Raw genomic sequence first — 23,168 nt, forward strand, 5'->3', positions numbered from 1 at the left:
GTTTTCTCATTTTTAATGTGAGAGGGGGAAGCACAGGGAGAATTCTATGTATTCGTATATTTTCTATTGTATATTCCTGTGCGAAAAGGAAATGAAAATTACGATAATAGGTACCGGATACGTTGGATTAATTACAGGAGTAGGATTGGCAATGTTAGGCCATTCAGTCACATGTTTTGATATAAATGATGAGAAAATGGAACGGATAAAGCAAGGAGATCTGCCAATTTATGAAGCGGGTTTATATGAATTAATAAATGATGCATGTGAGAATGATTGTTTAACTTTTACAACATGTAGAGTAAAAGCATTTTACGATGCAGAATTTATATTTATTGCAGTTGGAACGCCATCTTTATTAGATGGGACAGCGGATTTAACATATATTCGAAGAGCTTGTGACGATATTGGAACATATGCGACGAACGACATTATTGTCGTTACGAAAAGTACGGTTCCTGTAGGTACAAATGATGTTATGAGGGGATGGATTGAGGAGAAATTACAAAATAGATATGAATTACATATTGTATCGAATCCGGAATTTTTACGGGAAGGTTCAGGGATTTACGATTTTTTTCAGGGAGATCGTATTGTAATTGGAGCAGATAATGAGGAAGCGGCACGAAAAGTGGAGAATTTGTATAGTGAATTACGCTTGAAAACGTATGTTACAGATATAAAAAGTGCAGAGATGATTAAATATGCATCGAATGCTTTTTTAGCGACAAAAATTAGTTTTATCAATGAAATCTCAAATATATGTGAGAAGGTAGGAGCCAATGTATTAGACGTTGCACAAGGGATGGGAATGGATAAGAGAATTGGGGCGTCTTTTTTAAATGCTGGCATTGGTTATGGGGGTTCGTGTTTTCCGAAAGATACGAAAGCCCTTGTGCAAATTGCAGGGAATGTGGCGCATGATTTTCGCTTGTTAAAAGCAGTCATTGAAGTGAATAATAAACAACAGTTGTTATTGATTGAGAAAGCGAAGAAAGTATTAAATATGAACAAGAAGCGGATTGCGGTGCTGGGAGCGGCATTTAAACCGAATACTGATGATATAAGAGACGCACCGTCCCTTATTATGATACAAGAATTAATTCATATAGGTGCGGATGTAGTTCTATATGACCCAAAAGCGATTCCAAATATGAAAAATATCTTTGGAGAGACTATACAATATAGCGAATGTATAGATGAATCGATTAGAGGAGCGAGTGCGGCTTTTATCATGACAGAATGGGAGGCTATCCGAGCTTATCCGTTAGAAAAGTACGCACAACTTATGAGAGAGCCTATTTTATTAGATGGAAGAAATTGTTATACTATTGAGGATGTCAAGAAGCAAGAAATAGATTATTATTCGGTTGGAAGAGAAAGTATTTGTAAAAGGGACTTTTCCGTTATTCGTTAAAAAGGCATGTATTCATGTATATTCTTATATGTCATAATAGAATTTGTAACTAGTGAAAGAAAAGAGGCAATGAAATGACTGAACGTTTAAAAGTAATGACAATTTTCGGGACACGTCCAGAAGCAATTAAAATGGCACCTCTTGTGTTAGAGTTGCAAAAGCATCCAGACAAAATTGAATCGATTGTGACTGTAACAGCACAACATCGTCAAATGTTAGACCAAGTATTAAGTATCTTTGGAATTACGCCAGATTTCGATTTGAATATTATGAAAGACCGCCAAACTTTAATTGATATTACAACGCGTGGTTTAGAAGGTTTGGATAAAGTAATGAAAGAAGCAAAGCCGGATATTGTACTTGTACATGGTGATACAACGACAACATTTATTGCAAGTTTAGCTGCTTTCTACAATCAAATTCCAGTAGGGCATGTTGAAGCAGGACTTCGTACATGGGATAAATATTCTCCATACCCAGAAGAGATGAATCGCCAATTAACAGGCGTCATGGCAGATCTTCATTTCTCACCTACAACAAAATCAGCAACGAACTTACAGAAAGAAAATAAAGATGAGTCACGCATTTTCATAACAGGAAATACAGCGATTGACGCACTAAAAACGACTGTAAAAGAAACATATAGTCATCCTGTACTAGAGAAACTTGGAAACGATCGTCTTGTACTTATGACAGCTCATCGTCGTGAAAACTTAGGAGAGCCAATGCGTAACATGTTCCGTGCAATTAAACGTCTTGTTGATAAGCATGAAGACGTACAAGTTGTGTATCCTGTTCATATGAACCCTGTTGTTCGTGAAACAGCGAATGATATTTTAGGCGATCATAGCCGCATTCATTTAATTGAGCCGCTAGATGTAATTGATTTCCACAATGTTGCAGCTCGTTCATACTTAATGTTAACTGATTCTGGTGGTGTACAAGAAGAAGCGCCGTCATTAGGTGTACCGGTTCTTGTTCTTCGTGATACAACAGAACGCCCAGAAGGTATTGACGCAGGTACATTGAAATTAGCAGGAACAGACGAAGAGACAATCTTTGGTCTTGCTGATGAGTTGTTATCAGATAAAGCAGCTCATGATAAGATGTCAAAAGCATCTAATCCTTACGGTGATGGCCGTGCATCAGAGCGTATTGTAGAAGCAATTTTGCAACACTTTAATAAGTAAATAAAAAAGAGCCAAATCATATGCGATTTGGCTCTTTTTGTTATTGCTGATTTCTCATAATCCACTCTGCATGAGCATTTGTGGATGGAGGAGGTTCAGTTGGTGTTTGGTTCTGATTCTGATTCGTTTCTTTCTTCGCTTTTTCGTTAGAGTTAGCATTTGAAGAAGGATTTGATTGGGTTTTTGTAGTTGGATTTTCTTGAGTGTTTGCTGTTTCTCCTAATTCTTTTTTAATTTCGTTACGTACTGTCTCTACACCGATTGGGTCTGGAAGGAAGTAATAAATCCCACCTATTTTTTTGTCTTCTCCTTCAAGTTTGAACGTTTGTATTGTAGAAGGATCAAACCCAGATAGTTTATTGTAAAGTGCAAGTCCGTCAGAAATAGGAATGTCAGTTTTTATATATTTTCCAACGACGGCCGTTAAATCTTTAATTTTAAATACGGTAGAGGCTGAATTTAGTTTTTGAGCAACAGCGGCTAGTAATTGTCTTTGTCTAGCGGCCCGACCATAATCGCCGTTTGGATCCTGCTTTCGCATACGTACATATGCGAGTGCTTCTTCCCCATTTAAGTCTTGTTGTCCTTGCTTAAATTCGATTTTTTTGTAGTAATCCACGTCCGAACGCTCCCAAAAATCGAATGGGACATCAACAGTAACACCGCCAACAGCATCAACAATACCTTTAAAGCCTTGGAAATCAATTTTAAGATAATGGTCTACAGGCACTTTTAGAAAACCTTCGACAGTTTTGATTGCCATTTCTTCTCCACCGTAAGCGTGCGCAGCGTTAATTTTGTCCTCTTTGTTCTTACCAACAATTGGAACGCGACTATCACGAGGGATACTCATAAGCGAAATCTTTTTAGTTTTAGGGTTGACGGTCGCAAACATTAATGAATCTGTACGACCGTTTTGACCGTCCGTTGCGTAATCTTCTATACCCATAATGAGGAGTGTAAAAGGCTCCTTTGTAATTTCTACATCTTCGGTTCTCAAGTCCGATTTTTCACGAGTAAAACCACTATACATCCCCATGAGAGAAGAGTAGGAATTTAATATATAAAGTCCTACACCACCAAATAAAAATACGAAAATAAGGAAGTAGAAAAACTTTCTTCTTCGTTTCTTTTTTATTCTGCTATTTTGGAGATGATAATAACGTTCTTCCATATATAATCTCCTTAGTTCATTTGTAGGAAAGTAATTCACTACATTAATCTTTAAAGGTGAGGATGTAGTTATTCTTAGATAACATCTTGTTCTAAGTACAACATATCTCCTTCTGTAATTGTACATTTCCCATTTGTTAACTCAATCATCCAATCTGTGAATGCTTGTTTTCCGTCTTCTTCTACATACGTATCAAATGTGACATTTTCGAGATAATGTATATCTTTAATGGCATATTTCGAATTACGTAATTCATTTTCAATTTTGCCAAGTAATGTGTAATCAATTTCGGTCTGCATAACACGCATTAGTTTTCGCTGAACAACACCGACATGATTAATGCCTTCGCTTGTACATTTTCCATATGCGCGAATTAATCCACCTGCGCCAAGTTTGATGCCACCAAAATAGCGTGTAACGACAACGACGGTATCTTTTAAACCGCGTTTTTTTAGTACCTCTAACATAGGTACGCCAGCTGTGCCGCTAGGTTCTCCATCATCATTTGCTTTTTGGATTTGATCTTGTTCGCCAATCAAATACGCAGAACAATTATGTGTGGCATTCCAATTTTGTTTTTTTATTTTTTGTATAAATTCTTGAGCTTCTGCTTCGGTTGTAGCTCTGCTAACGTAACAAATAAATCTTGATTTTTGAATGACAATTTCGTGCTCACCGTAGTCTTTGATTGTTAAATATTGTAATAACACTCGTATACGCCCCTATCTACCAAAATGACTAGTACTTTACATTTTAAAAGCGAGCGTTTTTATATTCAAACATTTTTTATAAATAAGTTGAAATTTTTGGTGAGTATTTCACCTTCTTGTTGTAATTTGTCGAGATGGTAAGTATGATTTCAAATCGGCATTTTCATGTATGGATGCACCATTTTTAGTTTTCGTGTAAACTTAGGGAATAAAAACTTTTTTATAAGGCAGGTACGCAAATGAAAACAGCTATTGTTACTGATAGTACAGCATATATACCGAAGCATATTCGTGATGAACTCAATATATATATGATTCCATTAAACGTTGTGTTTGGAACGGAATCTTATCAAGAAGAAGCTGAAATTTCAGTAGATGATTTCTATGTAAAAGTACGTGAGCAAGAAGAACTTCCGAAAACTTCTCAGCCAGCAATCGGAAAGTTTGTTGAGTTATTTGAAGAACTATCTAAGGATTATGATGCGGTTATTAGCATTCATCTTTCAAGTGGGATTAGTGGTACATATCAAACAGCAACGACAGCCGGGCAAATGGTAGAGGGTATTGATGTATATACGTACGACTCTGAAATTAGTTGTGAAGTACAAGGATTCTATGTACGTGAAGGTGCAAAGCTAGCAAGCGAAGGAAAGGATCCGAAAGAGATCGTTGCCCGTTTTGATGAAATGAAGAAAACGATGGACGCTTATTTTGTAGTGGATGATTTACATCATTTACAACGTGGAGGACGATTAAATAGTGCACAAGCTTTCATTGGTAGTTTGTTACAAGTGAAGCCTGTTTTATATTTTAGAGATAAAATCATTATTCCATTTGAAAAGATTCGTACACGTAAAAAAGCGTTAAAACGAATTGTTGAAATTTTTGATGAGCAAGCAAGTCAAGGTGTACCTATGGAAGCAGTTATCATTCATGCACAACGTGAAGAGGAAGCGAATGAATGGAAGGCAGAATTAGAAGCAAAATATCCTCATGTTACAATCCGCACAGGCTATTTCGGTGCTGTAATTGGTACGCATTTAGGTGAAGGTGCACTAGGTCTTGGATGGTATACGAAGTAATAAGATATAAAAAGCTCTCTTTTTGAAGAGGGTTTTTTTACGGATATTTTACGTGTAGTTGACAAGTTAATATTTGGAAATGGTAAAATGTACGTAAAATAAAATAATGAGGAAAGTTTTATAACTTACTTTTTACAAGAAACTATATTATAATGGAAGAGAGGTGAAACATATGGAGCATAATTCTTGTTTATGTCCAAAGTTTGAGTCAGCTTTTACTTTGCTTAGTAAAAAATGGACTGGCTTAATTATTAAATCTTTGCTTGAAGAGTCAAAACGTTTTAGAGAAATCGCAGATATTATACCGAATATGAGCGATCGTATGTTATCAGAGCGTTTAAAGGAATTGGAAAGCGAAGGCATTGTAGTGCGTAATGTTTATCCAGAAGTACCAGTTCGAATCGAGTACGGCTTAACTGAAAAAGGGAAAGCATTAGAAAGTGTTATGGATGAAGTCCAAAATTGGGCTGAGAAATGGATGAAATAACGTTTTGATTTCATTCGTATTAGTGTATGTAACAAAACGTAAGGGAAACCTTGCGTTTTTTCTTTGCTTATAAAAAGCTTTTAGAATTCTACACATATATACAAAAATATGCATATTTTGCGATAGAGTTACATATAATATTACATTTGTTTTACAATAGCGTAACATTAGCAAAAAAAATCCCGAATTATGGTATAAATTTTATAGGTTATATACGGAAAAAGACAAAAGAAAGCGGTGTAAAAAATAAAATGAAAAAGCTAAAAATGGCATCTTGCGCATTAGTTGCAGGGTTAATGTTTTCAGGACTAACACCAAATGTATTTGCAGAAGATAAAATTTCTGACGTGAAATCACAAATTAATACACAAAATGACACTTTACATAAACAACAACAAGAACGTGATGAATTACAAAAACAAATGAATGACTTAAACAAAACAATTCAAGGTTTGGATAAATCTGTTCAAGCGAATGCTTCTAAACTTGATGAAACAACGAAAAAAGTTGCGGATACTGAGCAATTAATCGAAAATAAAAATAAAGATATTGCAGAACTACAAACGAAAATTGCAAAACGTGAAGAGTTATTAAGAAAACGTTTAGTTGCACTTCAAGAACAACCAAATACGAACGTTGTAACAGAAGTTCTTGTAAACTCTAAAAACGTTGCAGATTTAGTTGATCGTTTAACTTCTGTTTCTAAAATTCTTGAGTCTGATGAAGATATCATGAAAACACAACAAGAAGATCAAGCGAACGTGAAAAAAGATGTTGAAACGGTAAAAACAAAGCAAAAAGAATTAAAAGAAGCACAAGCTCAAATTGAAACTGCTAAGAAAGAACTTGACGCTGAAAAAGCGAAAAAATCAACAGCAGTAAATGATTTAAGCGGTAAAATGGATACAGTTGTAACTTCAATGACAAGTACGGAAAGTCAATTGAAAGATCTTGAAAAACAAGCACTACAATTACAACGTATTGCTGAACAAGAAGCACAAGAAAAAGCTGCACAAGAAGCTGCTGCTCAAAAACAAGCAGAACAAGCTGCTAAAGCTGCGCAAGCTCAGCCAGCACCTGCAGAGCAAGCTGCACCAGCAAATAATGGTGGACAAGCTCAAAAAGAAGAGCCTAAAAAGGAAGAACCTAAAAAAGAAGAACCTAAAAAAGAAGAGAAAAAACCAGCACCAACACCAGGCCCAGCTCCAGCTCCTGGCGTAATTGGTAAAGCACAACAATATTTAGGTATGCCATATGTTTGGGGAAGTGCATCTCCATCAAACGGTGGTTTTGACTGTAGTGGATTTATTTCTTACATCTATGGTGTAGGACGTCAAGACGTTGCAGGTTACTGGAATTCAGTTTCTAAAGTAAGTAGCCCACAACCTGGAGATTTAGTATTCTTCCAAGGTACTTATAAACCAGGTCCATCTCACATCGGTATTTACGTTGGGAATGGCCAAATGATTCATGCTGGTGATAAAGGGATTGCTTACGCTAGCTTAAGCAGTAGTTATAACCAAAAACACTTCTTAGGTTACGGAAGATTATAGGATTACAATTCAATAAAAAAATGTATATAAAGTCGATAGCTTACTATTTTATAAGTAGGTTATCGGCTTTTTTGAGTTTTTACGAGATTATGAGAAGGGTTTATAGTAGTGCTGGAGGTGCTTGCTGATGTTGGCAGGGAAACAGTTACTATTAGAGGAACTCTCTTCAGATTTACGGGATACATTACATGATTTGAAAAAGAAGGGGGAGGTCGTATGTGTACAAGGTGTAATAAAGAAGGCTTCTAAATATATATGTCAGCGCTGCGGAAATATAGAGCAGCGACTATTTGCATCATTTTTATGTAAAAGGTGCAGTAAAGTATGTACGTATTGCCGGAAGTGTATAACGATGGGGAGGGTAAGTGAATGTGCTGTACTTGTTCGTGGGATTGCTGAAAGAAAAGGAGAAAAAGGTGTAAATTCGTTACAGTGGAACGGGGCCTTGTCTACTGGTCAGGAGTTGGCGGCGCAAGGTGTTATAGAAGCTATTAAGAAGAAAGACTCTTTTTTATTTGGGCTGTGTGCGGGGCTGGAAAGACAGAAATGTTATTTTACGGTATGGAAGAGGCATTGCGAAAAGGAGAAAGGGTTTGTATCGCAACGCCAAGAACAGACGTTGTACTAGAATTAGCGCCGAGATTACAAAAAGTGTTTCCAAATGTAAATGTAGCGTCCTTATACGGAGGAAGTGAAGATAGGGACAAAGATGCAGCTTTAGTCGTTGCAACTACGCATCAACTGTTACGTTACTATAGAACGTTTCATGTCATGATTGTAGATGAGATAGATGCCTTCCCGTATCATGCAGATCAAATGCTACAGTATGCAGTAGAACAAGCGATGAAAGAGAAAGCGGCGCGTATTTATTTAACGGCAACTCCCGATGAAAAGTGGAAGCGCAATTTCAGAAGGGGTAAACAAAAAGGTGTCATTGTCTCTGGGCGATATCACCGGCACCCGTTACCAGTTCCTCTATTTTGCTGGTGCGGAAATTGGAAGAAAAGTCTCCACCATAAAAGAATTCCTCGAGTGTTACTACAATGGTTAAAAATGTACGTAAGCAAAAAGTATCCCATTTTTTTATTTGTTCCCCATGTGCGATATATAGAAGAATTGAGCCTGATATTGAAAACGTTGTATCCTAGAATCGATGGTGTACATGCAGAAGATCCGATGAGAAAAGAAAAAGTAGCAGCTTTCAGAAAGGGAGAAATTCCGTTATTAGTTACAACGACAATTTTAGAGAGAGGAGTAACTGTGAAGAATTTACAAGTTGCGGTGTTAGGGGCAGAAGAAGCAATCTTTTCAGAAAGTGCGCTCGTACAAATTGCAGGCCGAGCAGGTCGTAGTTTTGAAGAACCTTATGGTGAGGTTGTTTATTTTCATTATGGTAAGACAGAGGCGATGGTACGCGCGAAAAGGCATATTCAAAGTATGAACAAAAAGGCGAAAGAACAAGGGTTAATCGATTAATGTATTGTCTACTTTGCGATGAGTATATGTTGGAAACAGTTAGTTGGTACACCTTCTTTGTAAAACCTCTTAAAAAATATATATGTGATAGGTGTGAGCGGAAACTTTCCTATATTATAGGAGAGATTTGCATAGAGTGTGGGCGACCTTTAGAGGACTTGCCTTCCGAATATAAAGAAAATGATATTTGTATGGATTGCGTAAGGTGGATAAATGTGGAGAAGTATCGTCCTTTTAAAAATCGTTCTTTGCACGTGTACGATGATGAGATGAAAGAAATATTAGCACAGTTTAAGTTCCGGGGGGATGCGGAGTTGGTTCGTATTTTTCATCGATCCTTTCGGGAACTATTTCAAAAGTATTTTACGGATGTTTCAAGTGTTATTGCTGTTCCGCTTAGTAGGGAACGGGAATATGAACGTGGTTTTAATCAAGCAGAGTTATTAGCAGCTTGTTTGCCTGTCAAAATTTCTTATCCCTCATTAAGAAGAAGGGAAACAGAAAAGCAAAGTAAGAAGACACGTAAAGAAAGGCTTTCGGGAAGTAATCCTTTTTATTTTCAGGGAGAAGAGATGTTTCAGGGCCAACATATCTTACTCGTTGATGATGTATATACGACAGGAATTACAGTTAGACAAATTGGAAGTCTTTTATACGATAGAGGAGCAAGGGAAGTTTCTAGTTTGACGCTCTGTAGAAGTTGATCTGTAACTGTCGAAAGGGATAATAAAAAGACGATAAGTCTTCTTTGACTTCGTAAGTTGTCATTCGTTATAGTCAAAGTATGGGGCGAATGCCCTGATTTTAAGAGTGAAGGGAATGGAATGAACATGCAAGGAAGAGTGAAATGGTTCAATGCAGAAAAGGGATTTGGGTTTATTGAGCGTGAAGATGGTGATGATGTGTTTGTTCATTTTTCTGCGATTCAACAAGATGGATATAAGTCATTAGAAGAAGGGCAACAAGTTGAGTTTGACATTGTAGATGGAGCACGTGGACCACAAGCAGCTAATGTTGTAAAACTGTAGGAATATTGTTTTTGGGAAGAGAAAGCTGCGTTTGTGGCAACGTTATATATATGGTAGAACCTCTTGTTTTTGCAAGGGGTTTTTGTTACGAATCAAGTTGTCAAAAAGTTGTTTCTTTTCTGTAACGAATTGTCCACAGTTATATTCGTTATTCACGATGTTAATAGGATAAAATAAAGATAGAAACGATGCATCTTTTCATTTCAACAAAAAACGATAAAAAATCGCAATTCCACTAATTTTTTTAAAAAAGTTAGAAGGAGTTTTTAAGCCAATGTCGAAATTATAGTACATAGGCTTGAAAGGAGGAATTCATCTATGAAATTCAACATTCGTGGTGAAAATATTGAAGTAACTCCAGCATTAAAGGAATATGTAGAGAAAAAACTAAGTAAGTTAGAGCGTTATTTTGATACATTCCCAGAGATTAAAGTTAATTTAAAAGTATACTCTGACAAGCAACGTGTCGAGGTAACAATTCCATTTACTGATTTATTACTTCGTGCAGAAGAAACTAATAGCGATATGTACGCTGCTATCGATTTAGTAGTTGATAAACTTGAGCGACAAATTCGTAAACATAAAACAAAGGTAAATCGTAAGTTACGTGAGAAAGGTTCTGTGAAAACGAACTTTATCCTTCCAGAAGCAGTAGCTGTTCTGGATGCGGTAGAAGAGGATGAATTAGAACTTGTACGTACAAAGCGATTTGATTTAAAACCGATGGACGTTGAAGAAGCGATCCTACAAATGGATATGCTAGGACATAATTTCTTCGTCTTCACAAATGCTGATACAAATGAAACTAATGTTGTATATGGCCGTAAAGACGGGAAATATGGTTTAATCGAAACTAAATAATAATTCAAAAGCGCAGCCGAAATGGCTGCGCTTTTTTTGCTGAAAATAGATTTTTTTAAAAAGTTTCCTTAATTTAGAACGAGACATTCGGCCGATTGTTGTCATAGTTATAAGACAAGTGTTACAATTATCATTAGGTATATACATTTTAGTTTTTTTAATTAGGAGAAAAATTGGCATAACATACATTTGATTTTTACAACGACTGATTGTAATAGAGAAAAAGAAAAACAATCGGAAGTTTTATTTTAATAAAAAAGAGGAGCGTATTTCCTATGATCGGTATTTTAAAAAAGGTATTTGATGTAAATCAACGCCAAATTAAACGTATGCAGAAGACAGTTGAGCAAATTGATGCATTAGAATCATCTATTAAGCCATTAACAGATGAGCAATTAAAAGGAAAGACGCTTGAATTTAAAGAACGTTTAACAAAAGGTGAGACAGTAGATGATCTACTTCCTGAAGCTTTTGCAGTTGTTCGCGAAGCTGCGACTCGTGTTCTTGGAATGCGTCCGTATGGTGTGCAGTTAATGGGTGGTATTGCCTTACATGAAGGGAATATCTCTGAGATGAAAACGGGTGAAGGTAAAACGTTAACATCTACATTACCTGTATATTTAAATGCTTTAACAGGAAAAGGTGTTCACGTTGTTACGGTCAATGAATACTTAGCACAACGTGATGCGAGCGAAATGGGACAACTTCATGAGTTCCTTGGCTTAACAGTAGGAATTAACTTAAACAGTATGTCACGCGAAGAGAAACAAGAGGCTTATGCTGCTGATATTACGTATAGCACAAATAATGAGCTTGGATTCGATTACTTACGTGACAACATGGTTTTATATAGAGAACAGTGCGTTCAGCGTCCACTTCATTTTGCTATTATCGATGAAGTCGATTCTATTTTAGTCGATGAAGCACGTACGCCGCTTATTATTTCGGGACAAGCTCAAAAATCAACAGAGCTATACATGTTTGCAAATGCATTCGTTCGTACATTAGAAAATGAAAAAGAGTATTCATTTGATGTGAAAACGAAAAATGTAATGTTAACTGAAGATGGTATTACGAAAGCAGAGAAAGCTTTCCATATTGAAAACTTATTCGATTTAAAACATGTCGCACTTCTTCACCATATTAATCAGGCGCTTCGTGCACACGTTGTCATGCACCTTGATACAGATTATGTTGTACAAGAAGGCGAAATCGTAATTGTAGACCAATTCACTGGTCGTCTTATGAAAGGTCGTCGTTATAGCGAAGGTTTGCACCAAGCTATTGAAGCAAAAGAAGGCGTAGAAATTCAAAATGAAAGTATGACACTCGCAACAATTACGTTCCAGAACTATTTCCGTATGTATGAAAAGTTATCTGGTATGACTGGTACAGCGAAAACGGAAGAAGAAGAATTCCGTAGTATTTACAATATGAATGTTATCGTAATTCCAACGAACAAAGATATTATTCGTGATGACCGTGCTGATTTAATCTTCAAATCAATGGAAGGCAAATTCAATGCAGTTGTTGAGGATATTGTAAATCGTCATAAACAAGGGCAACCTATTCTTGTTGGTACAGTTGCAATTGAAACGTCAGAGCTTATTTCAAAAATGTTAACACGTAAAGGTGTACGCCATAACATTTTAAATGCGAAAAACCATGCGCGAGAAGCAGATATCATTGCAGAAGCTGGTATGAAAGGTGCTGTAACGATTGCGACGAATATGGCTGGTCGTGGTACGGATATTAAGCTTGGAGACGATATTAAAAACGTTGGTCTAGCAGTTATCGGTACAGAGCGTCACGAAAGCCGTCGTATTGATAATCAGTTACGTGGTCGTGCTGGTCGTCAAGGGGACCCTGGTGTAACGCAGTTCTACTTGTCTATGGAAGATGAACTAATGCGCCGCTTCGGTTCTGACAATATGAAAGCGATGATGGATCGTCTTGGTATGGATGATTCACAGCCGATTGAAAGTAAAATGGTTTCTCGTGCGGTAGAATCTGCGCAAAAACGTGTAGAAGGAAATAACTATGATGCACGTAAGCAGTTACTGCAGTACGATGATGTACTTCGTCAGCAACGTGAAGTTATTTACAAACAGCGTCAAGAAGTAATGGATTCTGAGAACTTACGCAGTATTATTGAAGGTATGATGAAATCTACAGTAGAACGTGCTGTTGCGCTTCATACACAAGAGGAAATTGAAGAAGATTGGAACATTAAAGGTCTTGTTGACTACTTAAATACAAACCTTCTGCAAGAAGGCGATATAAAAGAAGAAGAGTTACGTCGTCTTGCTCCAGAGGAAATGAGCGAGCCAATTATCGCGAAATTAATAGAGCGTTACAACGACAAAGAAAAGCTTCTGCCAGAAGAGCAAATGCGTGAGTTTGAAAAAGTTGTTGTATTCCGTGTAGTAGATACGAAATGGACAGAGCATATTGATGCGATGGATCACCTTCGTGAAGGTATTCATTTACGTGCTTACGGTCAAATTGATCCACTTCGTGAGTATCAAATGGAAGGATTCGCAATGTTCGAGTCAATGATTGCTTCTATTGAAGAGGAAATCTCTCGTTACATTATGAAAGCTGAAATTGAACAAAACTTAGAGCGTCAAGAAGTTGTTCAAGGTGAAGCTGTTCATCCATCTAGTGATGGCGAAGAGGCGAAGAAAAAACCAGTTGTAAAAGGTGACCAAGTAGGCCGCAACGATTTATGTAAATGTGGTAGCGGCAAAAAATATAAAAACTGCTGTGGTATCGGGAAGTAATACAGGGCGATAGCCCAGATTGCTTTGCAAAATTTTACATCAAAAATGTATAATTAAGAAAGATTAAACTCTCTCCGTCATAAGTGGAGAGAGTTTCCCTTGTTTTCATAAGAAAGTAACAGCAATTACATAGAGGTGAAGGAAATGGAATTAGTAGAAATTAGACAAGAATTAGAGAAAATGGCTAAGAGATTAGCGGCTTTTAGGGGGTCTCTTTGACCTTCCTACTAAGGAGAAACAAATTGCAGAGTTAGAAGAGACAATGATGGGTGCAGGATTTTGGGATGACCAACAAGGCGCACAAGCTGTAATTAACGAAGCTAATGCACTGAAAGAGATGGTTGGAAAGTTCCGTCAGTTAGATGAGACATTCGAAAATTTAGAAATCACACATGAGCTTTTAAAAGAAGAGTATGATGAAGATTTACATGAGGAACTTGAATCTGAAGTGAAAGGCTTAATTCAAGAAATGAATGAGTATGAGCTTCAGTTACTACTAAGCGATCCTTATGATAAAAATAACGCTATTTTAGAATTACACCCAGGTGCTGGTGGAACAGAGTCACAAGACTGGGGTTCTATGTTATTACGTATGTACACACGTTGGGCTGAAAAACGTGGGTTTAAAGTAGAAACGGTTGACTACTTACCAGGTGATGAAGCTGGTATTAAGAGTGTTACTTTATTAATTAAAGGTCATAACGCTTACGGTTATTTAAAGGCAGAGAAAGGTGTACATCGTCTTGTACGTATTTCGCCATTCGATTCTTCAGGCCGTCGTCATACATCGTTCGTATCTTGTGAAGTTGTACCTGAGTTCAATGATGAAGTTGAAATCGAAATACGTTCAGAAGACTTAAAAGTTGATACGTACCGTGCAAGTGGTGCAGGTGGACAGCATATTAATACGACAGACTCAGCAGTTCGTATTACACATACACCAACAAACACAGTTGTAACATGTCAGTCAGAGCGTTCACAAATTAAAAACCGTGAGCACGCGATGAAAATGTTAAAAGCGAAATTGTATCAAAAGAAACTAGAAGAGCAACAAGCGGAGTTAGATGAAATTCGCGGTGAACAAAAAGAAATCGGATGGGGTAGCCAAATTCGTTCTTACGTATTCCACCCGTATTCTCTTGTGAAAGACCACCGTACAAATACAGAGGTTGGTAACGTACAAGCGGTTATGGATGGAGAAATTGATCCATTTATTGATGCTTACTTACGTTCTCGCATCTAATAAGCGAAAAAAAGCCAACAAAGTTGTTGGCGTATGCTGAGGATAGTCGAGGAGATAAAGAATTTGATTTTATTTCTATAGATGAAGTAAAGAGGAAGAGAAGTTGGAAACGACAACTTCTCTTTTTGATGGGATTATATGTAGCATACAATGTTGTATATTGTATTGTAAAAAGTAGAGAATAGTAAAACAGAGCGGCAATAGAGTAAGACTTTAACAGAACTTTTCTGATTTTCTGTTCAACAAGAATTCTTTATAGAAGTTTTTAAGTTGTTCACAGAATTGAAACAACTTATGAAAGCTTTATATTATCAGGGTTCTTACTGTTTTTTTGAAAAATATGAAATATACCTTAGTTTTTCTATATAAAGATAATGCTTATAATGAAAATGAGTGTGTTAGGAATGAAAAGAATATCAACAATGGGGAGCGATAGAAGTGAAAAAGAAATTGTTGGCTATTGCGTTAGGAACATCAGTCGTTTTTGCTTTAGGAGCATGTGGAAATAAAGAAGAGAGTAAGCCTTCGAAACAATCTGCAAGCACAGATAGCGCAGAGCAAATTTACCAAAAAAGTTGTATAGGCTGTCACGCGAAAGATTTATCGGGAGCAACTGGACCGGATTTACGAAAAGTGGGGCAGAAATATGATGCAGCAGAGATTGAAAAGATTATTGAAAAAGGTCGCGGTTCTATGTCACCAGGAATCATTCAAGGTGAAGATGCGAAAAAAGTAGCTGATTGGTTAGCTGAACATAAATAAAAAAGGATAAAATGGACGAGTTGGTTATATAATCTTATCCCAAAATGATTTTGGGTAAGAACTATGACGACTCGTTTCCTTTTTCTGGAGTGTAACATAACTGTAACAAAAATGTATCCGAACTGGAAACCGTTTGATGTTACAATGGGGTTTGTAGAATTTTGCTGAAATATATTACATAGAGTAGCGCTGCTAATAAAAAGCATGAATGGAAGCTACCTTCAACAAGAGTGGTTAAGTGAGAATAAAGTTTTTATTTTCAGATGTACAGAAAAGTATTTCGAAAAAAATCATTAAGTATTGGGTGATAAATAATGATAAAAATGACGAATGTTTATAAGGAGTACCCGAATGGTATGAAAGCCATTGCTGGTCTCACAGTTAACATTAAACAAGGTGAGTTTGTATACGTAGTTGGACCGAGTGGAGCCGGGAAATCTACATTTATTAAAATGATGTATCGTGAAGAGAAGCCATCTACAGGATCGATTAATGTAAATGGACTTGTTATTGAAACATTAGCAGAAAGAGATGTTCCATATTTCCGTCGTCAATTAGGCGTAATTTTCCAAGATTTTAAATTACTACCTAAGTTAACGGTATATGAGAATGTTGCGTTTGCCTTAGAAGTAATTGAAGAAGAAAAAGAAGCCATTCGTGAGCGTGTAACAGAAGTTTTAGGTCTTGTAGGTCTTGAGGATCGTGCAGACGCACTACCAAGTGAACTTTCGGGCGGAGAGCAGCAACGTGTTGCGATTGCGAGAGCAATTGTTAATAGACCAAAGGTTGTAATTGCCGATGAGCCAACAGGTAACTTAGATATTGAAACAGCTCTTGATATTATGAAGATTTTTACGCGTATTAACGAGCGTGGTACAACGATTGTTATGGCGACACATAACTCAGATATCGTAAATACAATTCGTCATCGTGTAATCGCGATTGAAGGCGGAAAAATTGTTCGAGATGAGATTGAGGGAGGATACGGATATGAAGGCTAAGACCCTTAGTCGACATTTGCGAGAAGGTGTAAAGAATCTATCACGTAACGGATGGATGACATTTGCTTCTGTTAGTGCAGTAACAGTTACATTATTACTTGTAGGTGTCTTTTTAACAGCGATAATGAATATGAACCATTTTGCGACGAAAGTAGAGCAAGATGTAGAAATTCGTGTACACATTGATCCAGCAGCAAAAGAAGCTGATCAAAAGAAATTAGAAGATGATATGAGTAAGATTGCGAAAGTAGAATCTATTAAATATTCTTCTAAAGAAGAAGAGCTAAAACGCTTAATTAAAAGCTTAGGTGATAGCGGAAAAACGTTTGAGTTATTTGAACAAGATAACCCACTTAAAAACGTATTCATTGTAAAAGCAAAAGAACCAACAGATACAGCGACAATCGCGAAAAAGATTGAGAAAATGCAATTTGTAAGTAATGTTCAATACGGTAAAGGCCAAGTTGAAAAATTATTTGATACTGTAAAAACAGGACGTAATATCGGGATTGCGTTAATTGCTGGTCTTTTATTCACAGCAATGTTCTTAATCTCTAATACAATTAAAATTACAATTTATGCTCGTAGTACAGAAATCGAAATTATGAAACTGGTAGGTGCAACAAACTGGTTTATTCGTTGGCCGTTCTTATTAGAGGGATTATTCCTAGGAGTATTAGGATCAATTATTCCAATTGGCTTAATTCTAGTTACGTATAATTCACTACAAAGTGTGTTTAACGAAAAACTTGGCGGAACAATTTTCGAACTTCTACCATACAGTCCTTTCGTATTCCAATTAGCTGGTTTACTAGTGTTAATCGGGGCTTTAATCGGTATGTGGGGAAGTGTAATGTCAATTCGTCGCTTCTTAAAAGTATAAAAAGTTGCAAACATAATTCGTACAAGCTTATCATATAGTAGAAATAGGTAAAGGCATCACACACTGTGTGATGCCTTTTGCTACACCACCTGTGTGTTTTGGAAAGGGGAATTCCGCATTGAAACGTAGAGTTGCAATTATTGGAATGGTTGTTGCATTTTTAATTGGTGCTGGCGGAATGTTTGCAGGTATGTCTTTATTTGGGGTTAACCCAGCAGAAGTAACGCAAACAATTTCGAGTGGAAACGCTAGCACCGCGCAAGGGAATTTGGCAAAAATTAATGAGGCGTATGCACTAATTGATTCACGTTATGTGGAAGACGTGAAGGATGACAAGTTAGTCGAAGGTGCAATACAAGGCATGTTGTCTACGCTGAAGGACCCTTATTCCACGTATATGGATAAAGAAACGGCTAAACAGTTTAGTGAATCACTTGATCCTGAGTTAGAGGGGATCGGGGCTGAGGTGAACAAAACGGACGGTAAGCTTATTATCGTATCTCCAATTAAAGGCTCACCGGCAGAAAAGATTGGAATTAAACCGAATGACCAAATTTTATCTGTAGATGGAAATAGTGTGAAAGATTTATCACGTGAAGAAGCAGTATTAAAGATTCGTGGTAAAAAAGGAACGACTGTCGCGATTGAAATTAAGCGTGCAGGAGTAGCTGATCCGATTGTATTTAAAATTAAGCGTGAAAAAATTCCAATCTTCACAGTGTTTAGTTCTGTGAAACAAGAGAGTGGAAAAGATATCGGTTATATGCAAATTACTTCTTTTGCTGAAAATACGGCGAAAGAATTTAAGGATCAGTTAAAAGAGTTAGAGAAGAAAAATATAAAAGGCTTAGTTATTGATGTGCGTGGTAATCCTGGTGGCTACTTAAATAGTGTAGAAGAGATACTAGGGGAAATTATGACGGATAAAAAGCCGATGCTACAAGTAGAGCAACGAAATGGTGAGAAAAAGAAATTCTCTACGGAACTGAAAGAGAAAAAGCCATATCCAATTTCAGTATTAATTGATAACGGAAGTGCTTCTGCTTCAGAGATTTTAGCGGGTGCGCTAAAAGAGGGAGAAGGATACGATTTAATTGGTGAAAAAACGTTTGGTAAAGGTACTGTTCAGCAAGCCGTTCCATTTAAAGATGGTAGCAATATTAAATTAACGATGTTTAAATGGTTAACACCGGATGGAAACTGGATTCATAAAAAAGGAATCGCGCCAACAGTAGAAGTGAAGCAACCAGATTATTATCATGCGACACCAATTCAAATTGAAAAAACACTTTCATACAATTCAAATGATGTGCAAGTAAAACACGCGCAAGAAATGCTTAAGAGTTTAGGATATGTACCGGGGCGTGAAGATGGATACTTTAGTAAAGAGACAGAATCAGCGCTGAAAGCATTCCAAAATGCGAATGAGATGGAAGCGACGGGACAGCTGGATAAAAAGACAGCTGAGGCGATTCAAACTAAAATTATTGAAAAAATCCGTTCTGGAGAAAATGATTTACAATTACAGTCCGCATTAAAATTAATAGCGAAATAAAGTGAAACTTTAATCAGTGGGGGTTTTCTTCATCCCCCACTGATTATTAGTTGAACCAATCGGACTTTAATGGGCAGTTGATCCCCCACCTAAATTCTTTGCTTTCGCTGAATTTTGAGGTGGGGGTCTTACTGCCCATTAAAGCGGGATAAAAAGAAATACAGGCAGTTTGCTGCCTGTATTTTTTTGTGTTAAACAAACGTTTGTCCAGTTATGATAATATAAAAAGAAAGAATGATATAAATGGTGGTGAATGGGTTCGTGGAGGCATGGATTTTTGAAATAATGCGGGCAGTTGGACGTTTTTTCTTACACCCTGCTGTCTATGTATTTTTAATAAGTAGTATCTTCGTTGGATACTTACGTATGTTACGAGAACGAAAGGATTTTTCCTTTAAAGTTTATGATATTTGGTTTGAACTGCGAACATCTCTATTTGCGGGAGTTGGATACGGATTAATCGTATCTATTATTACAATTGGACTTGGCCTTGTCGTTTCCAAAGCGAGCTTATGGGTCATCTTACTTTGGACGTTATTATTTGGATTAACTGCTATGTATCGATATTTATCAGCAGCTTATACATTTAGTATCGCAATTGTATGCGTTCTATTATCTTCTAAGCTACCAGTTTCCTTCTTACAGCTTGGAGAAGGTGAAGAGAGTACGATTGTATCTCTTGCTATTTTACTAGGCGTCATGCTTATTGTAGAGGGCTTGTTGATTTCTAAAAATGCAGTAGGATATTCTACGCCGAAGATTAAGAAGGGTAAGCGTGGGCTAAAGATTGGTTTACACGAATCAAAGCGTTTATGGATCGTGCCTATTTTTATTCTTGTACCAGGTGATGCAGTAACGCAGTTTATTTCATGGTGGCCTGTCATTTCAATCGGTTCTGATACCTATTCTTTATTCCTCGTTCCATTTTTAATTGGATTTATGAGAAAGATTAGAAGTTATGAGCCAACGGAAGCTTTATTATTTACAGGAAGACGGGTCTACGGATTAGCAGGAATTGTACTTGTTTTAGGAATCGCAAGTTATTGGTGGCACGTACTTGCCATTATCGCAATGGGAGTCGCAATGCTTGGGCGTTTCACAATTTCCATGCAAGAAAAAATTGCGGATGAGACAAGACCGGCTTACTTCGCTGCACGTAATGATGGGCTTGTTGTATTAGATACAATCCCGAATACAATTGGGGCAGAGCTGAATTTACTGCCTGGAGAAGTAATTACGAAAGTAAATGGAGTCATTCCAGGAAGCGCTGAGGAATTTTATGATGCGCTTCAAACGAAGACGACAGGAGCATTTTGTAAGTTAGAAGTATTAGATACAAATGGAGAGCTTCGTCTTGCTCAAACGGCATTATACGCCGGAGGACATCACGAATTAGGAATTGTGTTTGTTCAGCAGGAGCATGAGTGGGATTCGGAAGCGATGTAATAGAAGAAAGGGTATCACCTTGTGGTGATACCTTTTTTTGTTGTGGGGGGCGGAATGGGTAGTAAATAGGATTTGTATCGGCGATTATTCAAATATATCGACTTTCCGGAAAAAAACGACAACTATCGCAAACATTCTTTTTAGTTTCATAGACGGATAACTTGAATAATTATTTGATAATGGTTATCATTTAGAGGGTGTTTTAATTTTGGAAAATGGAGGTAAGATATGCTACGTAAATTTTTTTCTTACTATAAACCGTATAAAGGTTTATTTATACTCGACTTTTCTTGCGCGGTTGTCGCAGGGTTACTAGAACTTGGCTTCCCGCTTATCGTAAATCAATTTATTGATAAGTTATTGCCAGGACAAAACTGGACGCTTATTTTATGGGCTTGTTTCGGTTTACTTGCAGTGTATATATTAAATGCAGGCTTACAATATGTCGTTACATATTGGGGACATATGCTTGGTGTTAACATTGAAACGGATATGAGGCAGAAATTATTTGATCACATTCAAAAGCTATCATTCAGATTTTTTGACAATAATAAAACAGGTCATTTAATTTCACGTCTTACAAACGACTTAATGGAAATTGGGGAAATTGCTCACCATGGACCAGAAGATTTATTTATCGCTGTTATGACTTTAGTTGGGGCATTCTCATTTATGATGATGATCAACTGGAAGTTAGCGCTATTAACGTTCTTCGTTATTCCATTCCTATTATGGTTGGCACTTTACTTCAATAAAAAAATGACAGGTACGTTTAGACGTTTATTCTCAGACGTTGCTGATTTTAATGCATGTATTGAGAATAACGTTGGTGGTATCCGTGTTGTACAAGCATTCGGAAATGAAAGGTTTGAGAAAGATCAATTTGCTGTAAACAATGCTCGTTTCCGTACAACGAAATTAATGGCATATAAAATTATGGCGTTAAATTCATCGATTAGTTATATGCTCATGCGTCTCGTAACGCTCTTCGTCTTAATATGCGGTACATGGTTTGTTCTGCAAGGTGAATTAACGTACGGTGGATTTATCGGATTCGTTCTATTAACGAATATTTTCTTCCGCCCAATTGAAAAAATTAATGCGGTAATCGAAAGCTATCCGAAAGGGATCGCTGGTTTTAAGAGATATGTAGAGCTTCTTGAAACAGAGCCAGATATTGTAGACTCTAAAGATGCAATGGAAGTTAAACATGTACATGGTGATATTCAATATAGCAACATTACATTCGGATATGAAAATAAAGAACCGATTTTAAATGATATTAGTTTGAAAATACATGCAGGTGAAACTGTTGCTTTCGTAGGACCATCAGGAGCTGGAAAAACGACGTTATGTAGTCTATTACCACGTTTTTATGAACAAGCGTCAGGATCGATTCAAATTGATGGTATTGATACGAAAGATATGACGTTATCTTCACTTCGTAAGCAAATTGGAATTGTGCAGCAAGATGTGTTCTTATTCTCAGGAACAATTCGTGAAAATATCGCTTACGGAAACTTAAAGGCGTCAGAAGCTGAAATTTGGCAGGTAGTAAAACGTGCACAGTTAGAAGACTTAATTTACTCACAACCAGACGGTTTAGATACGGTTATTGGTGAGCGTGGTGTGAAACTTTCTGGTGGACAGAAGCAACGTCTAGCGATTGCTCGTATGTTCTTGAAAAACCCGCCAATTTTAATATTAGATGAAGCGACTTCCGCATTAGATACAGAGACGGAACTTGCGATTCAAAAATCACTTGCTGAACTATCTGTCGGCCGTACAACATTAGTTATCGCTCACAGACTTGCAACGATTAAAAATGCAGATCGTATCGTCGTTGTAAATAAAGATGGTATTGCAGAACAAGGTTCACATGAGGAACTAATTGAGCAAGGCGGAGGATATAGCCGTTTATACGAAGCTCAGTTCAGTTCGTAAATATAATTTCTGCTGAATTAGTGCACCATAAGTAAGTGAAAATCTTATATGGGAGGCTATGAAGCATGATTGTAACAACAACGTCTACAATTCAAGGAAAAGAAATTATTGAGTATATCGATATCGTCAATGGAGAAGCGATTATGGGCGCGAATATCGTTCGTGACCTTTTCGCCTCTGTCCGTGATGTTGTCGGCGGTCGTGCGGGCGCTTATGAAAGTAAATTAAAAGAAGCGCGCGACATTGCAATGGAAGAGATGAAAACTTTCGCAAGACAAAAAAATGCAAATGCAATTGTTGGTATCGACGTGGATTACGAAGTAGTTCGCGAAGGAATGCTAATGGTTGCAGTGAGCGGGACTGCCGTCCGTATTTAAAGTGAAAAAGCCGTGCTGATGCACGGCTTTTTCACTTTTATTAATGCTATTCTATGTCGAAGTTTCAATATTTCTTGGGAAATGCGGAAGGCCTTGTCGATATATAGGGAAGACATTAGAGCGCTTCTTTACATTTTCGGATTTGAACTAATAATGTTTCGTATTCTTGTTCGAGAGATGTGATGTCATCGTTTTT

The 23,168-nt window shown here is 37.0% G+C and carries 19 protein-coding genes and 2 pseudogenes; 18 read left to right on the forward strand and 3 right to left on the reverse strand.

The features are described from left to right. The first annotated feature begins 46 nt into the window (after positions 1–46). Positions 47–1,417: a UDP-glucose dehydrogenase family protein gene (locus MKX31_RS25155; protein WP_098111075.1), complete on the forward strand. Its 1,371-nt coding sequence runs from the start codon at positions 47–49 to the stop codon at positions 1,415–1,417. Between the two features lie 74 nt (positions 1,418–1,491). Then, positions 1,492–2,607 carry a non-hydrolyzing UDP-N-acetylglucosamine 2-epimerase gene (gene wecB, locus MKX31_RS25160; protein WP_088047796.1) on the forward strand — a complete coding sequence of 372 codons (1,116 nt, stop codon included), beginning with the start codon at positions 1,492–1,494 and terminating at the stop codon, positions 2,605–2,607. Positions 2,608–2,647: 40 nt separating this feature from the next. Here the strand turns inward: wecB and MKX31_RS25165 are convergent, their stop codons facing one another. Then, positions 2,648–3,781 carry an LCP family protein gene (locus tag MKX31_RS25165; protein ID WP_064476193.1) on the reverse strand — a complete coding sequence of 378 codons (1,134 nt, stop codon included), beginning with the start codon at positions 3,779–3,781 and terminating at the stop codon, positions 2,648–2,650. Positions 3,782–3,855: 74 nt separating this feature from the next. Continuing rightward, positions 3,856–4,491, reverse strand: a complete 636-nt coding sequence (locus tag MKX31_RS25170) for a YigZ family protein (protein ID WP_000926678.1) — start codon at positions 4,489–4,491, stop codon at positions 3,856–3,858. 239 nt (positions 4,492–4,730) lie between these two features. Here MKX31_RS25170 and MKX31_RS25175 point away from each other — a divergent pair, with 239 nt between their 5' ends. The 16 genes and pseudogenes from MKX31_RS25175 (at position 4,731) to MKX31_RS25250 (ending at position 22,972) form a co-directional block, all read left to right on the forward strand. Next, positions 4,731–5,573 carry a DegV family protein gene (locus tag MKX31_RS25175; protein ID WP_000844775.1) on the forward strand — a complete coding sequence of 281 codons (843 nt, stop codon included), beginning with the start codon at positions 4,731–4,733 and terminating at the stop codon, positions 5,571–5,573. A gap of 172 nt (positions 5,574–5,745) precedes the next feature. Then, positions 5,746–6,060, forward strand: coding sequence for a winged helix-turn-helix transcriptional regulator (locus MKX31_RS25180; protein WP_000400858.1), 315 nt, complete (start codon positions 5,746–5,748; stop codon positions 6,058–6,060). 146 nt (positions 6,061–6,206) lie between these two features. Then, the gene (locus tag MKX31_RS25185; protein ID WP_142289379.1) at positions 6,207–7,613 is read left to right on the forward strand and encodes a C40 family peptidase; all 1,407 of its coding nucleotides are present in this window, start codon (positions 6,207–6,209) and stop codon (positions 7,611–7,613) included. A gap of 127 nt (positions 7,614–7,740) precedes the next feature. Continuing rightward, positions 7,741–9,089 (forward strand): annotated as a pseudogene (gene comFA / locus MKX31_RS25190) (ATP-dependent helicase ComFA). After that, the gene (locus MKX31_RS25195) at positions 9,089–9,793 is read left to right on the forward strand and encodes a ComF family protein (protein WP_064476195.1); all 705 of its coding nucleotides are present in this window, start codon (positions 9,089–9,091) and stop codon (positions 9,791–9,793) included. Before comFA ends, MKX31_RS25195 begins: the two are co-directional and overlap by 1 nt. A gap of 126 nt (positions 9,794–9,919) precedes the next feature. After that, positions 9,920–10,117 (forward strand): cold shock protein CspC, encoded by a 198-nt coding sequence (gene cspC / locus MKX31_RS25200; protein ID WP_001990088.1) that lies wholly within the window; start codon positions 9,920–9,922, stop codon positions 10,115–10,117. Between the two features lie 318 nt (positions 10,118–10,435). Next, the gene (hpf, locus tag MKX31_RS25205; protein ID WP_000671193.1) at positions 10,436–10,978 is read left to right on the forward strand and encodes a ribosome hibernation-promoting factor, HPF/YfiA family; all 543 of its coding nucleotides are present in this window, start codon (positions 10,436–10,438) and stop codon (positions 10,976–10,978) included. Between the two features lie 275 nt (positions 10,979–11,253). Continuing rightward, complete coding sequence (gene secA / locus MKX31_RS25210; RefSeq protein WP_000579393.1) at positions 11,254–13,761, forward strand: preprotein translocase subunit SecA; 2,508 nt, start codon at positions 11,254–11,256, stop codon at positions 13,759–13,761. A gap of 144 nt (positions 13,762–13,905) precedes the next feature. Then, positions 13,906–15,004, forward strand: a protein-coding gene (gene prfB / locus MKX31_RS25215; protein ID WP_096001656.1) for a peptide chain release factor 2 whose coding sequence is annotated in 2 segments (ribosomal slippage) — positions 13,906–13,977 and positions 13,979–15,004 — 1,098 coding nt in all. Because the reading frame shifts where the segments join, the coding sequence is not laid out codon by codon here. Positions 15,005–15,442: 438 nt separating this feature from the next. After that, the gene (cccB, locus tag MKX31_RS25220) at positions 15,443–15,766 is read left to right on the forward strand and encodes a cytochrome c551 (RefSeq protein WP_064476196.1); all 324 of its coding nucleotides are present in this window, start codon (positions 15,443–15,445) and stop codon (positions 15,764–15,766) included. A gap of 314 nt (positions 15,767–16,080) precedes the next feature. Further along, positions 16,081–16,767 carry a cell division ATP-binding protein FtsE gene (gene ftsE / locus MKX31_RS25225; RefSeq protein WP_000594325.1) on the forward strand — a complete coding sequence of 229 codons (687 nt, stop codon included), beginning with the start codon at positions 16,081–16,083 and terminating at the stop codon, positions 16,765–16,767. Continuing rightward, a complete protein-coding gene (gene ftsX, locus MKX31_RS25230; RefSeq protein WP_000645020.1) occupies positions 16,757–17,650 on the forward strand; it encodes a permease-like cell division protein FtsX in 894 nt (297 codons plus the stop codon). The genes ftsE and ftsX overlap by 11 nt, the downstream gene beginning before the upstream one ends. A 118-nt stretch (positions 17,651–17,768) precedes the next feature. After that, the gene (locus tag MKX31_RS25235; protein ID WP_080349976.1) at positions 17,769–19,205 is read left to right on the forward strand and encodes a S41 family peptidase; all 1,437 of its coding nucleotides are present in this window, start codon (positions 17,769–17,771) and stop codon (positions 19,203–19,205) included. A gap of 261 nt (positions 19,206–19,466) precedes the next feature. After that, positions 19,467–20,651 carry a PDZ domain-containing protein gene (locus MKX31_RS25240; protein ID WP_142387439.1) on the forward strand — a complete coding sequence of 395 codons (1,185 nt, stop codon included), beginning with the start codon at positions 19,467–19,469 and terminating at the stop codon, positions 20,649–20,651. Positions 20,652–20,879: 228 nt separating this feature from the next. After that, complete coding sequence (locus MKX31_RS25245) at positions 20,880–22,595, forward strand: ABC transporter ATP-binding protein (RefSeq protein WP_340981670.1); 1,716 nt, start codon at positions 20,880–20,882, stop codon at positions 22,593–22,595. Between the two features lie 65 nt (positions 22,596–22,660). Then, entirely contained in the window at positions 22,661–22,972 is a 312-nt protein-coding gene (locus tag MKX31_RS25250) for a heavy metal-binding domain-containing protein (protein ID WP_000637523.1), read from the forward strand. A 115-nt stretch (positions 22,973–23,087) separates the two neighbouring features. On the opposite strand, the pseudogene MKX31_RS25255 reads toward MKX31_RS25250, so the two are convergent. Further along, positions 23,088–23,165, reverse strand: a pseudogene (locus tag MKX31_RS25255) (macrolide transporter); the annotation flags it as partial. Positions 23,166–23,168 lie beyond the last annotated feature (3 nt).

The organism is Bacillus sp. FSL M8-0063, assembly GCF_038005545.1.
In the GTDB taxonomy this organism is placed as follows: Bacteria; Bacillota; Bacilli; order Bacillales; family Bacillaceae_G; genus Bacillus_A; species Bacillus_A wiedmannii.

Coding starts and splice junctions, on each gene's coding strand:
- ftsX (WP_000645020.1), top strand. CDS start 16,757: ATGAAGGCTAAGACCCTTAGTCGACATTTGCGAGAAGGTGTAAAGAAT.
- secA (WP_000579393.1), top strand. CDS start 11,254: ATGATCGGTATTTTAAAAAAGGTATTTGATGTAAATCAACGCCAAATT.
- wecB (WP_088047796.1), top strand. CDS start 1,492: ATGACTGAACGTTTAAAAGTAATGACAATTTTCGGGACACGTCCAGAA.
- ftsE (WP_000594325.1), top strand. CDS start 16,081: ATGATAAAAATGACGAATGTTTATAAGGAGTACCCGAATGGTATGAAA.
- MKX31_RS25155 (WP_098111075.1), top strand. CDS start 47: ATGTATTCGTATATTTTCTATTGTATATTCCTGTGCGAAAAGGAAATG.
- MKX31_RS25165 (WP_064476193.1), bottom strand. CDS start 3,781: ATGGAAGAACGTTATTATCATCTCCAAAATAGCAGAATAAAAAAGAAA.
- MKX31_RS25180 (WP_000400858.1), top strand. CDS start 5,746: ATGGAGCATAATTCTTGTTTATGTCCAAAGTTTGAGTCAGCTTTTACT.
- MKX31_RS25195 (WP_064476195.1), top strand. CDS start 9,089: ATGTATTGTCTACTTTGCGATGAGTATATGTTGGAAACAGTTAGTTGG.
- hpf (WP_000671193.1), top strand. CDS start 10,436: ATGAAATTCAACATTCGTGGTGAAAATATTGAAGTAACTCCAGCATTA.
- MKX31_RS25175 (WP_000844775.1), top strand. CDS start 4,731: ATGAAAACAGCTATTGTTACTGATAGTACAGCATATATACCGAAGCAT.
- MKX31_RS25250 (WP_000637523.1), top strand. CDS start 22,661: ATGATTGTAACAACAACGTCTACAATTCAAGGAAAAGAAATTATTGAG.
- MKX31_RS25245 (WP_340981670.1), top strand. CDS start 20,880: ATGCTACGTAAATTTTTTTCTTACTATAAACCGTATAAAGGTTTATTT.
- cspC (WP_001990088.1), top strand. CDS start 9,920: ATGCAAGGAAGAGTGAAATGGTTCAATGCAGAAAAGGGATTTGGGTTT.